The sequence below is a fragment of the Methylophilus luteus genome (genome assembly GCF_042676265.1).
In the GTDB taxonomy this organism is placed as follows: Bacteria; Pseudomonadota; Gammaproteobacteria; order Burkholderiales; family Methylophilaceae; genus Methylophilus; species Methylophilus luteus.
In genome coordinates this window covers 347,391-360,817 of sequence record NZ_JBHTKB010000002.1, presented here as the reverse complement: position 1 = coordinate 360,817, position 13,427 = coordinate 347,391, and the positions used below count along the sequence as shown (strand labels likewise).

Annotated in this window: 12 protein-coding genes; 2 read left to right on the top strand and 10 right to left on the bottom strand. The window is 53.5% G+C overall.

The window, feature by feature from the left end:
* Window positions 1-131 precede the first annotated feature (131 nt).
* From ACFQ1Z_RS11230 to ACFQ1Z_RS11220, 3 genes are all read right to left on the bottom strand, one after another.
* Window positions 132-1,064, bottom strand: a complete 933-nt coding sequence (locus ACFQ1Z_RS11230) for a PEP-CTERM sorting domain-containing protein (RefSeq protein WP_379057681.1) — start codon at window positions 1,062-1,064, stop codon at window positions 132-134.
* Window positions 1,065-1,470: 406 nt separating this feature from the next.
* Window positions 1,471-1,695, bottom strand: coding sequence for a hypothetical protein (locus ACFQ1Z_RS11225; RefSeq protein WP_379057680.1), 225 nt, complete (start codon window positions 1,693-1,695; stop codon window positions 1,471-1,473).
* A gap of 232 nt (window positions 1,696-1,927) precedes the next feature.
* Window positions 1,928-2,551, bottom strand: coding sequence for a glutathione S-transferase N-terminal domain-containing protein (locus tag ACFQ1Z_RS11220; protein WP_379057679.1), 624 nt, complete (start codon window positions 2,549-2,551; stop codon window positions 1,928-1,930).
* Between the two features lie 148 nt (window positions 2,552-2,699).
* On the opposite strand from ACFQ1Z_RS11220, the gene nadC reads away from it, so the two are divergent.
* Both nadC and ACFQ1Z_RS11210 read left to right on the top strand, forming a co-directional pair.
* Window positions 2,700-3,572 carry a carboxylating nicotinate-nucleotide diphosphorylase gene (nadC, locus tag ACFQ1Z_RS11215; protein ID WP_379057677.1) on the top strand — a complete coding sequence of 291 codons (873 nt, stop codon included), beginning with the start codon at window positions 2,700-2,702 and terminating at the stop codon, window positions 3,570-3,572.
* A 1,114-nt stretch (window positions 3,573-4,686) separates the two neighbouring features.
* Complete coding sequence (locus ACFQ1Z_RS11210; RefSeq protein ID WP_379057675.1) at window positions 4,687-6,477, top strand: GspE/PulE family protein; 1,791 nt, start codon at window positions 4,687-4,689, stop codon at window positions 6,475-6,477.
* A gap of 45 nt (window positions 6,478-6,522) precedes the next feature.
* Here ACFQ1Z_RS11210 and ACFQ1Z_RS11205 read toward each other — a convergent pair whose 3' ends face one another.
* The 7 genes from ACFQ1Z_RS11205 to ACFQ1Z_RS11175 form a co-directional block, all read right to left on the bottom strand.
* Entirely contained in the window at window positions 6,523-7,749 is a 1,227-nt protein-coding gene (locus ACFQ1Z_RS11205; protein WP_379057673.1) for an ABC transporter permease, read from the bottom strand.
* A 42-nt stretch (window positions 7,750-7,791) separates the two neighbouring features.
* Complete coding sequence (locus ACFQ1Z_RS11200) at window positions 7,792-8,502, bottom strand: ABC transporter ATP-binding protein (RefSeq protein WP_379057672.1); 711 nt, start codon at window positions 8,500-8,502, stop codon at window positions 7,792-7,794.
* Between the two features lie 12 nt (window positions 8,503-8,514).
* Window positions 8,515-9,813 carry an efflux RND transporter periplasmic adaptor subunit gene (locus ACFQ1Z_RS11195; protein WP_379057670.1) on the bottom strand — a complete coding sequence of 433 codons (1,299 nt, stop codon included), beginning with the start codon at window positions 9,811-9,813 and terminating at the stop codon, window positions 8,515-8,517.
* Window positions 9,814-9,827: 14 nt separating this feature from the next.
* Window positions 9,828-11,180 (bottom strand): TolC family protein, encoded by a 1,353-nt coding sequence (locus ACFQ1Z_RS11190; protein WP_379057669.1) that lies wholly within the window; start codon window positions 11,178-11,180, stop codon window positions 9,828-9,830.
* A 336-nt stretch (window positions 11,181-11,516) separates the two neighbouring features.
* Window positions 11,517-12,062 carry a cytochrome b/b6 domain-containing protein gene (locus ACFQ1Z_RS11185; RefSeq protein WP_379057668.1) on the bottom strand — a complete coding sequence of 182 codons (546 nt, stop codon included), beginning with the start codon at window positions 12,060-12,062 and terminating at the stop codon, window positions 11,517-11,519.
* A gap of 15 nt (window positions 12,063-12,077) precedes the next feature.
* Complete coding sequence (locus ACFQ1Z_RS11180) at window positions 12,078-12,356, bottom strand: PepSY domain-containing protein (protein WP_379057667.1); 279 nt, start codon at window positions 12,354-12,356, stop codon at window positions 12,078-12,080.
* 12 nt (window positions 12,357-12,368) lie between these two features.
* Window positions 12,369-13,415, bottom strand: coding sequence for an alpha-hydroxy acid oxidase (locus ACFQ1Z_RS11175; protein WP_379057665.1), 1,047 nt, complete (start codon window positions 13,413-13,415; stop codon window positions 12,369-12,371).
* Window positions 13,416-13,427 lie beyond the last annotated feature (12 nt).

The following is a 13,427-nucleotide window of genomic DNA, read 5'->3' as shown; positions in this document are numbered from 1 at the left end:
ATGCTTATGCGGCATGGACAAACACCTTTACCGCTTTTGTAAATGACTAGCGGCTTGCGAAAGTTGCCGGTAGCGAGATAAAGGCCCTGAGTGAATCACAGGGCCTTTATCGCTTAGCATAGGTTCAAGCGTTAAACCTTACGGCGGCGTGCGGCAAAGCCGATCAAGCCTAATCCGGCCAGGATCATGGCATATGACTCAGGCTCAGGCACTGCTGTGACTGCGACCACTTGATTGAAAGTGTCGCTTTGTGTCAGACGGGCTGCATAAGTCTGGCTGTGCGCGACCACATTAAAAGTAACATTAAAGGCAGAGATATTGCTGTAGCTACTCAAATCCCACTGGAATGCGTACAGATTGATAGAAACAGGTTCGTTACCAGTTGGTGTGCTCATGAATCCGTTATCTGTCTTGGCAACGAGCTCTGCCCAATTTGCAGTCAAGGTGCCCTGCTCATTATTGCCATAGGTGAAATTGAGTACCGGAAAGTAATTTGTACTAGCTAGCGCACCCACTTGCTGAGCAGATGCACCACCAGAAACGCTGGTACCTGCAGCGTCAGGCTGGTAGAAATCGTAGCCATACGCGCCACCGATTTCTACTTGGAAAACCACATTAGCCAGGTTTGCAACCGGAGTCGTCTCGTACACACCTAACTTACCACCGTTAATATTGTAGCCATCGGCAAAAGTACCGGCATACAGACTGTCACCAGCCACAAAAATACCACCCACGGCACCGTTAGCGACTTTTCTCAAATATGCCGAATTATCAGTGTCAGATTTAACTTGGGAAATGATGTTTGGGGTTGCCCAAGGAGCGGTCCCTGGAAAGCTTCCGCCACCAGTCACGCCAGCAATAGTCACCGGGCTACCATCGACGTCTTTAGTCTTGGCAGCACTACTCAGGTTATACCAGCCATCATCCTTTTGATTGCCGCTGAGTGTTTTAGCCACAGGAATAGCATCCTGAATTGGATTAGCTGCGTATGCAGTCGCTGTAGTGAAACTGAATGCCGCCAGTGCAACGATAGCGAGTGGTTTAAAACTTATTTCTTTAATCATTATTGCCTTCTCCATAGAAATACGGGCACAAGCCCATTAATCCAGCTACCCCCCTTCTCCTAGTTAAGGGTAGCTGGGATGTTCGTTTGCAGCAGATGCTGTTCGGCAGACACAAGCTGCCGATAAACGAATCTTTTTTAATGTCTTGTTGAGTATTTAATCGAAGGCGAGACCATGCTTGTGAATCAAGCATGTGATACCACGTAGGAACCTGGGTAGAAAACCAAGTAGAAACCCTAGTAAAAACCCTAGTTAAAACATGGTGCCATGGATAATGCCGTTGACCCTTCCTCATGAAGGCGCTGTCAGGCGAACTACTCAACTCAACATTTCCACGGCCCCATGCCGTCGGAATTTTTTTGGGGAAAACTCCCCGGGTTAAAACAAATGACTAGCTGATGTGGTGTTATTTACTATCAACTAATTCTGCAGCAGGCTGAAAGTCAACTACAAATCGATACTGCTTACCGCAATCAATAATGACTTCTTTCTGACCGCGTTTTAAAAGACGTATATCCACCCTGATGCTGCCAAAACCGTCATGCGCTATCAGCTCATCAACGAGTTCAAGCAATCTTTTTTTTACCGGCATGCTGGCATCTGACATGTATGTTTTACCATTGATGGACATTTTATTTTCTAAATGATAACAGTTATCATTTAGATTATCAATGCATTTTGGGGAATTTGTTGTAATCGATGTATTTTTTACAACGTTTAACGATTGGGTTTGTTAGTGCTTGTTTGGCAAGGCAAAATTGAAAAAACAAGCCTGCAATTTTGCCATCTATGATTGCGGTTTTGCCGCAACACTGGAGGGGGTCAGCGCTGGAATAGCACCTTTGGTACGGAAATCAGCCAGATCAGGGCTGTGGCATAGTCTGTTTAAAGCTGGGGCGTTTGATCAGCACGCCATAATGTTTGGCCAGGCTGGGAAACTTCTCCTGCCAGTATTTACCCTCCAGCTGCGTGCTCTTGAAGCGCAAATCGATGTAACCCAGCGTGGTGCCTAGGGCGATATCGGCCAGGCTGAAGGTTTCGTTGACACACCATTTTTTCTTGAGCAGGTCATTATCCAGTGCGGTCAGGCCGGCAATGACTTTCTCCATTTGTTTCTGTATCCAGGCACCGGACTGTAACGGTTCCGCCTTGCGCTGCTCCTGCATCACTGCCACTGCGGCATCACAGACACCATCCGCCAGTGCCTCCCAGCGACGCACCTTGATCTTGGCCAGCGGGTCCTGCGGGATCAGATGAGCGACCGGCGTCCTATGATCCAGGTATTCGACGATCACGCGCGAGTCATACAGCGCTTCGCCATCATCGAGCACCAGCACAGGCACTTTGCCTAAGGGGTTATATAGACTCACCGGGCAATCCGCTGCCGAAAGCACCACACTGGTCAATGTCAGATCAACATGTTTTTCGATAGCGACAATGCGTACCTTACGTGCATAAGGACTGTTTACCGTATATAAAAGCTGCATAGTGAGTTAACCAGTGTGTATGGAGATAGTTGAGGAAAATAGCCCGTAACGAAATACTGCTGTTTTTCGGTCGCTATTTATTATAATAGCTTTTGGCATGGGCTTAGAATGGCACATGCAGAATTTTTCAAATCATACAGATACCCCCATGGCCCTATCCACGCTTTATTCAACCTTGCCCGGCTACCTGAATGCCAGTTTGATCGCAGCACAGGTCAACACCGCACTGGCGGAAGACATAGGCAAAGGTGACCTCACCGCTGCACTGATACCCGCCGGTACGCGTGCCTCAGCCACTATCATCAGCCGTGTAGAGGCCACCATTTGCGGTTGCGCCTGGGTACAGCAATGTTTTGAGCAACTGGACCCTGGCATCAGCCTGGACTGGCTGGTCAGCGATGGTGACCGCGTGCAAGCCAACCAGCCACTGGTGGTGATCAACGGTGACGCGCGCGCCATGCTCAGTGCCGAGCGCCCGGCTTTAAACTTTTTACAGACACTTTCGGCCGTTGCCACCCACACCCGCCACTATGCAGATGCCATCAGCGGCTTGCCAGCGCAGATACTCGACACCCGCAAGACCTTGCCCGGGCTCAGACTGGCACAGAAATATGCAGTCCTCACCGGTGGTGGTGCCAATCAGCGACTAGCGCTCTACGACGGCATACTCATCAAGGAAAACCATATTGCCGCCGCCGGCTCTATCGCCGCCGTGCTGCAAGCAGCGTTTGCACTGCAGCAGACCAATAATATCCAGATCGAAGTCGAAAACCTGGATGAGTTACAACAAGCCCTGGATGCAGGTGCAACAAGCATACTGCTGGATAACTTCAGCCTGGATGATTTAAGACTGGCGGTCAAGACTAACAAACGCCGCGCCCTGCTGGAAGCCTCAGGCAATGTAGACCTGAGCAGCGTACGCGCGATCGCAGAAACCGGCGTCGACCGTATCTCGATCGGCGGATTGACCAAACATATACAGGCGATCGACTTAAGCATGCGCATACAGATGTCGCTATAGCTTTTAAGGCACTAAGCGCCCTGAATACAAATCCGGTTAAACCACACGCTCTCAGTAAAGTGAGGCTACTCACATTCATTACCGCGCAGCCATTGCCATAGAATTGGTGTATTTGTTTTGATGGGTCAGTGCTCTATTTCAGCATTTTATTTCGCCTCTAGGCGAGTTACTTTTCTTTGCTTGCCCAAAGAAAACGTAACCAAAAGAAATGCACCCTAGCATCCGCTTGTTTCCTGCGTTGCTCGTCAACGTGGGCGTCCAACGAAACTCGCCCTGACAAGCCACACAAAACGTGGCTTGTTGCGGAACTCGAACAGACGCTGGCCGAAAACTCCCACGCTGACTGCGCTACTCGGCGCGTCAGATAGGGGCCCAAAGTCAACACCACCACGATGGACCATTAGTGAAACGCCATGTGCAGAGGGCGCATAGCGATTGCTTTTCTCAATGGTTAAGCGGGATGCGTTGTGAGCAGATTTACTGAAATAACCGCGTAGTGTCTTTCCGGGTCCCCTATCTGACGCGCCGAGTAGCGGAGTCAAAATAAGGAGGAAGGGAGCGACTGTCTGAGTTCCGCGGTGGCCTGCGTTCTGTGCAGGCCGCTAGGGCGAGTTTCGCGACCGCTTATTTTGACGAGCAACGCAGGAAACAAGCGGATGCTAGGGTGCCCTTTCTTTTGGTGCCTTTTCTTTGGGCACGCAAAGAAAAGACACTCGCCGAGGGGCGAAAAAGAACGGTGAAATAGAACGCTGAACCATCCCAGAAAAAATAACTCGCCGAGGGGCGAAATAAACTGGTGAAACAGAGCACAGAACCCTCAGCACCGAACCATTCAAAGAAATACCGATTTGAACTACCAGCACGTGCAGCACTTGCTCTCCATAGCAGCCAAGCTCAATATTTACCTCGCCTAGATGGCCGTCCCTCGATACTTCGCTACGCTACGTTTTCCGGCCTCCGCCGGAATAACGGCCCGTAACAGAATTCACCATTTGCGCATGACCTAGCCTTCAGCTGTGTTGCTACACGCACGACATAACAAAGTGACCATTCCTGCCACTTTTCAATGGCATGAGTCTTGCATCACCTGCAAGTCCCCCTGCCTATATGTGACATGAATAGTCCAACCAAATTCTTACTGCCGAAAGTGATCCATAGCCTGCGCCTGTCTGACTTGCTGCGTTTGCTGGTCACGCATGGCCGCGTGGAAAAATCACTGGCAGAAAAACTGCACCAGGACCGCAAGCGTGACAGTTCTCGCATACACCCTATCGTCATCGTCGCAGACCAGAAATGGCAGGACCTGCAGCAGCCATCGCAGCTGCTGACCATAGACGCTCTCAGCCGCTTTGTCGCTGAGCAGGCTGAAGTGCCTTTCTACCAGATAGACCCGCTGAAACTGGATTTCAGTGCCGCCGCGCAGATCGTGTCACAGGCTTATGCCGAGCGTTTGCGCATCATGCCTATCACAGTCAAGGCAGGTGTCGCGACCATAGCCACGGCAGACCCTTTCCATCAGGAGTGGCTGCCTGACCTTGAGCGCATGCTCAAGCTGCAGATCCAGGTGGTGATGGTCAACCCGCTAGATCTGCAGCGTTATTTACCCGAGGTCTATCAACTTTCTGCCGCCATCAACTCGGCCAATGCGGCCAAAGCCGGGCAGATCGTCGGCGTACAAAACTTTGAGCAATTGATAGAGCTGGGTAAAGACCGCCAGCTGGATGCCAACGAGCAGCATGTGGTCAACATTGTGGACTGGCTATTTAAATATGCCTTTGAACAGCGCGCCAGTGATATACACCTGGAACCACGCCGCAATCTGGGGCTGATGCGTTTTCGCATTGATGGGGTGTTGCACCAGGTGTATCAGCTGCCCAGCAATATCATGAACGCCATCACCAGCCGTATCAAGCTGCTGGGGCGTATGGATATGGTGGAAAAACGCAGGCCGCAAGATGGCCGCCTGAAAACCGTGAGTAGCGATGGCAAAGAGATAGAGTTGCGCCTTTCGACCATGCCGACGGCTTTTGGCGAAAAACTGGTGATGCGTATCTTCAAACCGGATGTGTTGGTACAGGATTTCCAGTTGCTTGGTTTCTCCAAACGCCAGAGCGAGCTCTGGGCGCAATGGACGCACCAGCCTAACGGCATCATTCTGGTCACCGGGCCTACCGGCTCGGGTAAAACCACCACGCTGTACACCACGCTCAAACAATTGGCGACCGATGAGGTCAACGTGTGCACGGTGGAAGACCCGATAGAAATGATAGAACCGGCATTTAACCAGATGCAGGTGACACAGAATATAGGGCTGGGCTTTGCCGAAGGCATACGCACACTGATGCGCCAGGACCCAGACATTATCATGGTCGGCGAGATCCGCGACCAGCAGACAGCGGATATGGCGATACAGGCGGCACTGACCGGCCATCTGGTGCTTTCTACCTTGCACACTAATGACGCGCCTTCAGCCATCACCCGCCTGCTGGATCTGGGCGTGCCGGCTTACCTGATACACTCCAGCCTGCTAGGCATTATGGCGCAGCGCCTGGTGCGCACCTTGTGTCCGCATTGTAAAACTGAAGGCGCGATCTCTGATGACGAATGGACCAGCATCACGCGGCCGTTCAAAGCGGCCAAACCGCACAAGGTCATGAAAGCCGTCGGCTGCCAGGAGTGCCGCAACACCGGCTATCGCGGCCGCACCGGCATTTATGAGATGCTCACCCTCACGCCAGCCATACGTAAACTGATCACACCAGAAACCGATTTGTTACAGCTACGCCAGGTGGCGACCCAGGCCGGGTTGCAGCCATTGATGCTCAACGGCGCCGAAAAGGTAGCCGCAGGCATGACCACGGTGGAAGAAGTGTTAAAAGTCGCGCCCCCTATCGAAATGGATTAAGCAGAAATGGATTAAGCATTTCTTGATTTGCCGCTTGAGTGCCTGTCACTGATAACGTAATGCTTCTATCGGGTTTAACCGGGCCGCTTTTCTGGCCGGATAAAAACCAAAGAATATCCCTATACTCACTGCCACGCTAAAGGCGATCAACACCGACTGGCTGGAGACTATCACCTCGGCCTGCGTGAACACGCTCACCAGTACCGCCCCGGCCACGCCTATGACTATGCCTATCAGGCAGCCGACGGTGGAGATCATGATGGCTTCGAGCAGGAACTGCATCAGGATATCGCGCTCGCGCGCGCCTATGGCCATGCGCACGCCGATCTCGCGCGTGCGCTCAGTTACCGAAACCAGCATGATATTCATGATGCCTATCCCGCCGACCAGCAGTGAGACCGAAGCGATCGCCCCCAGTAATAAAGACATGGTACGCGCGGTTTCAGCAGCCGAATTAGCGATGGCGGTCAGGTTGCGCACAGAAAAATCGCTATCGGCACCCTCGCGGATATTATGGCGCTGATTCAGCAGGCTATTCAGCGCATCTTCAACCATGCCCATCACTGCGTCTGATTCTGCCTGCACCATGATCTGCCGCACCGAGCCGGGCAGCTGGTTACCAAATAACTTTCTCTGCGCAGTGGTCAGCGGCACGATGATAGTGTCATCCTGGTCACGCCCATCCAGGGTCTGGCCCTTGCTTTCCAGCACGCCCAGCACCACGAATGGGCGCTGGTTGATGCGTATGGTTTTGCCAACCGGGTCTATATCATCATCGCCAAACAGGTTCTGCACCACGGTTTTACCCAATAGCGCCACCCGGGTGGCAGAGCGGGTATCCGAATCCAGAAAGGCATAGCCGGCGGTCAGATTCCACGACCTGACGTCCAGGTAACTGGCGGTGGTGCCTATGATATCGGTATTCCAGTTGTTGCTGGCATAGACTACCTGGCCTTTGCCGGTAGTCACCGGTGCCACGCCTGTCACCCCATCCAGCTCGCCTATCGCATTCGCGTCTTTCACATTCAGCGAAGGCGCATTACCGGTGGCAGAACGTGCGCCCCCTATGCGCGGCGGCCCAGACAGTACCACGAACAAATGGCTACCCATGGCATTGATAGAGCGTTTCACCGAGGCTTCGGCACCCTGGCCTATCGCCATCATCAGCACCACCGCTCCCACCCCTATCACCATGCCCAGCATGGTCAGAAAAGTGCGCAAGCGGTTAGCACCCATGGCGTGCCAGGCCTCGCCCAGCATCGCGCTAAACATGGCTAGCTCCGCTAAATGCATGATCTATGGACTGCGCTGGCATCACCCCACCCGCCCGCTCTGTGCCTGATGGCTGGTATCTTCTACCACCTTGCCATCCAGAAAGCGGATCTGCCGTCTGGCATGCTCGGCGATATCCGTCTCGTGCGTGACCAGCACTATGGTGATACCTTCCTGGTTCAGGCCATCAAAGATCGCCATGATCTCCTCACTGGTGGTGCTATCGAGATTGCCGGTAGGCTCGTCGGCGAGTATCAGGCGTGGCTGATTGACCAGCGCACGGGCTATCGCCACCCGTTGCTGCTGGCCGCCGGAGATCTGGTTGGGTCGCGATTGCATATGTTTGCTCAGGCCCACCTTTTTTAATAGCTCACTGGCGCGGGCATGGCGCTCCTCTTTGCCCAGCCCGGCATAGACCAGCGGCAGGGCGACGTTATCCAGCAAGCTGGATCGCGCCAGCAGATTAAAACCCTGAAAAACAAAGCCTATGGTTTTATTGCGCACCCTGGCGACTTCGTCTGCGGCCATGGTGGCGACTGCATAACCATCCAGCACATAGCTGCCGGCGCTGGGCATATCCAGGCAGCCCAGTATATTCATAAAGGTCGATTTACCAGAGCCGGAGGGCCCCATGATGGCGACATAATCACCCTGCGCCACTTGCAGGTTCACATCTGCCAGCACCGGGAAAGGCCCGGCCGGCGTTTGATACGCCTTGTAAAGGTGGCTCACTTCTATCACATGCGGTTGCATGATACGTGCGGCCTAAAACATTCTTGGGCCGCGCGGGCCATTATTGCCGGGGGATGCCTTGCCCTGGCCCTCAGCCTGCAGTTCGCTGACTATCACCTGGTCACCTGCCGCCAGCCCTGGGCCGGTCACCACCGTGTAGCGGCCATCTGTCATGCCTATATGCACACGCACCATTTCCGGTTTGCCGGCTTTTAACAGATACAGTTTTGCGCTGGCTAGCTCACGGCCACCGCGCTCGCGGCCGCCTTTGCCTGAGCGCCTGTCCGCGCCCTCCCGGCCCGCTCCATCGCGCCCAGCCCGGTTTTTCCAGTCTTTTTTACGCTCACCCGCGCCAGCTGCAGGCTGTTGTTCCTGTGCTTTCTGCTCCAGTGCTTTCTGCTCAGCCTCGGCCAGTTTTGGTTTATAGCGCAAGGCTGCATTTGGCACCAGCAAGGCATGGCGCGCACGGTCTACAATGATATTCACATAGGCGGTCATGCCGGGCAGCAAAGTCAGGTCGCTGTTATCTACCGACACCACCGCGTTATAGGTGACCACATTGGAAGTATTGGTCGAATTCAGCCTGAGTTGCTTGACCACGCCATCAAAATTGCGGTCAGGGAAAGCGTCTACATTAAAACTCACTTTCTGGCCTTCTTTGATCTTGCCTATATCGGCTTCGGCAAAACTGGTATCTATCTGCATCTTGGCCAGATCCTGTGCGATCTGGATCAAAGTCGGGGTCTGGAAACTGGCGGCCACCGTCTGCCCGACATCGACCACGCGATTGACCACCACGCCGGATACCGGCGAACGGATAATGCTGAAATTCAGGTTGGTCACATCACGCGCCAGCAAGCCGCGTGCGGTTTGCAGCTGCGCCTTGGCCGACTTGAGTACCTGCACCGCGGTATCCAGCTCCTGTTTGGAGACGTATTCCTGTGCATATAGCTCGCGCATGCGCTTTTCATTGGCCACCGCCAGTTCTACCGCCGCCTCGTTATTTCTCACACTGCCTTGTGACTGCGCGATCTGCGCGTTGAAGATCGCATTATCCAGCTCCATCAACACCTGGTCTTTTTTTACCACATCATTAAAGTCTACATAGATCTTTCTGACGATACCGGAGACCTGGGTACCGACGCTGATCAGGCTGACCGGGTTCAGCGTGCCATTGGCGGCCACAGTCTGCTCGATATTGCCTTCGGTGATTTCATCCAGCCTATATAGGTCTTCAGGCCGAGGTTGATGGGTGTGCTTGTAATACAGGTAAGCGGCAACCGCAATGACTAGCAGCACTAGCACAAACAGTATTTTTTTGATGCTTTTCATAGTGTTAGATCCACTTAATTATTAGAGGCCGCCGTGCCCGGCAGTGACTGGATCATGGCATGATCAAGCCCGCCCATCGCCTGTGCCAGCGTTGCGCGCGCCACATTCGCGTTGAGTGCGGCCTGGATATTCTGCTGACGTGCGTTTGCCAGCGCGCTCTGGGCATTCAGCGTATCAATAATATTGCCTACGCCGGCTTTGTAGCGCCCCAATGCAACGCGGTAAGACTGCTCGGCACTTTCCAGCAAAGTCTTGCTGGCAGTCATCGCTTGCAAGGCGGTGCGCAGATTCTGGTAAGCACTCCACACATCCAGCGAGATCTGCAAACGCAAGCGGTCACGCTGGGCTGTGCGCAGATCAGCCGTCGCCTGGGCCGCGCGTATGCGGTAAGTCGGCGCGTAGCCGGCAAAGATCGGGATAGCCACCGTCACCCCCAGTGTGGTTGAACTATTGCCGGCCAGCTGTGAACCGTCCTGCAAACTGTTGGCAACACCGATTGAAATCGTCGGCTTGCTCAATGCCTTGCTGGCATCTATGCTTGCCTCCGCCGCTTTCACCTGCGCCTCACTGGCGACCAGGTCAGGCCGCCGCTGCCCGGCTTGCTCAATAAACGATTGCACATCTTCAAGAATATGCGGCGGCGCTTCACTCACACTGTTGGCCAGCACTATGCCACGGTTAGCAGGCAAACCCATGATATTGGCCAGGTTGCCATAAGCGATTTTAAGGTTACCCTCAATGGTGATGCGCTGCAGGGTCAGTTGCGCATAAGCGGTTTGCGCCTGCAACTTATCAGCCGGAGTCGCCACGCCTGCGGTATAGCGCGCATTGGCTGCCTTAAAGCTTTCTTCCCCCGCCCGCTCGGCCTCACGCGCAGCAGCCAGGGCCGCAATATTGGCTTGCACCTGGTAGTATGAAACGATAGTCGTCAGCAATATATTCTGCACCACGCTACTTTGCGTGGCACTGGCTGCCAGCAGCAATTGCCGCGCATTTTCGAGATTGGCTTTACGGTTGCCAAAATCGTACAGCAAATAACTGGCCACCAGGTTATTAGACACCGTCATATTCGGATTGCTGCGGGTAGCCAGTTGCGGGCTCAATACGCCGACGTTGCTACCCAGGGTATCGGTCACCACCGGCAGATAAGCCGACTTTGCCACCCCCAGTTGCGCCGCCTGTATACGTGCGCTGGCCCAGACCTCATTGGTCTGCGGATTATTACACAGGCTGATATCCGCCACGTCCGCCAGCGTCAACGGCTGATCCAGACGCACTTGTGCACACGTGTCACCCGAGTAAGCTCCAGGGATCTTAGGCAGCGTATCGATCTGGGTTTCCAGCGGATCGCCATCGTCGTACCACAACGACTCCTGCGCCTGTACCCACCCGGCCAGGCATAAGCATGCTAGAAATAAAAACCTGCTCGCATTATTCAAAACATGACTCAATAAAATAAGGGATGGATGTTGCCATGACAGGTGATGTCCCGTAACAGCAGAGATGCGTCATCATAATGGAGAGGAATGACGACTTAAATAGCGCGATACATTTTGATACGTTACTGACCGACCGATCAGCTAGTTGTTACGACCTGGCGTATGTGCAGTCGTCGCAGCGGCTGCTGCACATTAACCTGGCCTGAACGTTGAGCCACCAGCCATGCAGCAGCTGGTTGATTGGTGATTGAGCAGAGTAATGGCTTACTTTACTGCGCCCTTACGTTTCAATTGCGCATATCTGCCATGTATCATTTGTGACAATAAATGTTGCCCGGATAGTTTTGAAATACAGAAAATAGCCAGCACATGCACAGCAACCAGCCCCATCAGGCAATAACTCAGCATCGCGTGCGCCTCTAACGGCCAATCTTCGCCCCAGAATGCATCGGTACGGCTCAGCCAGCCGGTGGTAGCCAATGCTGCAATCAAAAACCACATCAGATAGACTGCCCATTGCCCTAGCGGGTTGTGGCCTCTATGCGGTTGCACCTGCCCACTGCGTATCTGTGCGAGATGCAGGCTGATGGCAGCCATGCCTGGCCAATAAAACCTTGCCGGTTTGAACTGCGTGATACAGCCCAGCAATATGCGCCCCAGCACCACCGCCACGATCGTGTAGCCAAGTGTACGATGGACCCAGTCTGTTTCGTACCATAGGTAGCTCATCAGCCATAAGGCAATCACGCCGCTGGCCACCAGCCAGTGACTGAGGCGGACCCACCATGGCCATACCGTATTTGCATCCATGGCTGTGGCCTGGGCCTAGTCTTTCAAACCTATGGCTTTCACGATGGCCAGCGTTTTCATATCGAAATAGATCTCGACTTTTTTGCCTTCTTTATTGCGCCCGTAGATCTCGTAACAACTGCCATCGATCTTGAATTTCTTGATAGTGTAGCCTTCTGCCTCCAAGGCTTCTTTAAGGCTTTCTTCAGAAGCCCATTCCTCTTTCGGGTAAGACTTGCAATCGGCGGCTGCATAGGCCGAAGTGGCAGTCAGTAACAAAGCCCCTACGAGTAAAGCTAAGCTTGTTTTTTTCATTGTTTTTTCCTTTTATGATTGATACAACGCTAACTGACGGATGTCTTGCAGACTGGATGCACCAGTCAATGCCATCGTCATTTCCAATTCATCACGCATCCAGCGGATCACTTTTGCAACGCCCATGGCGCCTTCAGTGGCCAGCCCCCAAATATAAGGGCGACCTATGCATACAGCGTCCGCACCCATTGCCAGTGCTTTAAACGCATCCTGCCCACTGCGGATACCACTATCAACCAGGATTTTGCACTGCCCACCGACTGCGGTCACGATCTGCGGCAACACCGCAGTGACTGTGGGCGTATTGTCCAGTACCCGCCCACCATGGTTGGAAACTACGATACCTTCACAGCCAGCATCAACAGCGCGTTTTGCGTCATCTACATGCATCAATCCTTTTAGCAACAAAGGCACTGTCACCTGTTGCCGTAACCAATGCACATCTTCCCAGGTAGGCGCTTGTGACATCCAGCCATCAAACACGGTACTTTGTCCGGGGGCTATGGGTAGAGGGGCCAGCGCTTGCGCAAGATTGACGGCCGACACGCCCTCAGGCAGATCCATCAATGACTGCTTTACTGGCGCATCTACCGTAAACACAATGGCACTGGCGCCGCTGGCTAGGGCTTTCTCAAGCAGCGGTAATGTGCGGGCACGATCACCCTGCCAGTAGAGTTGAAACCAGAGCGGTTGTTGTGCCTGTTGAATGATATGTTCTATGGTTTGGCTGGCAAGACTGCTGACCATCATTTGCCCTTGCTGCGCATTACAGGCAACGGCAGTGCCTATTTCACCATCGTCATGAAACAGTTTTTGATAGGCCACCGGTGCCAGCAGGATAGGGTGCGCCCAACGCTCCCCGAACATTTCGCATGCAGTACTGGCATTGTGCAGCTGCTGTAGCGGCCTGGGCATGAGTTTCTGTGCCTGCCAGGCCAGTGCATTGGCATGCAGCTGATGCCCATCACCCGCATCAGCTTGCAGGTAATGCCAGATGGCGGCGGGCAGTTTAGCCTGCGCTTGTTGTAGGTAATGGGATAAAAGTGGCAACGATTGCATGACGTATAGCCA

Excerpts from the sequence above, each read along its gene's own strand:
- ACFQ1Z_RS11210 (WP_379057675.1), top strand. The coding sequence starts at position 4,687 with ATGAATAGTCCAACCAAATTCTTACTGCCGAAAGTGATCCATAGCCTG.
- ACFQ1Z_RS11220 (WP_379057679.1), bottom strand. The coding sequence starts at position 2,551 with ATGCAGCTTTTATATACGGTAAACAGTCCTTATGCACGTAAGGTACGC.
- ACFQ1Z_RS11200 (WP_379057672.1), bottom strand. The coding sequence starts at position 8,502 with ATGCAACCGCATGTGATAGAAGTGAGCCACCTTTACAAGGCGTATCAA.
- ACFQ1Z_RS11225 (WP_379057680.1), bottom strand. The coding sequence starts at position 1,695 with ATGTCCATCAATGGTAAAACATACATGTCAGATGCCAGCATGCCGGTA.
- ACFQ1Z_RS11185 (WP_379057668.1), bottom strand. The coding sequence starts at position 12,062 with ATGGATGCAAATACGGTATGGCCATGGTGGGTCCGCCTCAGTCACTGG.
- nadC (WP_379057677.1), top strand. The coding sequence starts at position 2,700 with ATGGCCCTATCCACGCTTTATTCAACCTTGCCCGGCTACCTGAATGCC.
- ACFQ1Z_RS11205 (WP_379057673.1), bottom strand. The coding sequence starts at position 7,749 with ATGTTTAGCGCGATGCTGGGCGAGGCCTGGCACGCCATGGGTGCTAAC.
- ACFQ1Z_RS11230 (WP_379057681.1), bottom strand. The coding sequence starts at position 1,064 with ATGATTAAAGAAATAAGTTTTAAACCACTCGCTATCGTTGCACTGGCG.
- ACFQ1Z_RS11175 (WP_379057665.1), bottom strand. The coding sequence starts at position 13,415 with ATGCAATCGTTGCCACTTTTATCCCATTACCTACAACAAGCGCAGGCT.
- ACFQ1Z_RS11180 (WP_379057667.1), bottom strand. The coding sequence starts at position 12,356 with ATGAAAAAAACAAGCTTAGCTTTACTCGTAGGGGCTTTGTTACTGACT.
- ACFQ1Z_RS11195 (WP_379057670.1), bottom strand. The coding sequence starts at position 9,813 with ATGAAAAGCATCAAAAAAATACTGTTTGTGCTAGTGCTGCTAGTCATT.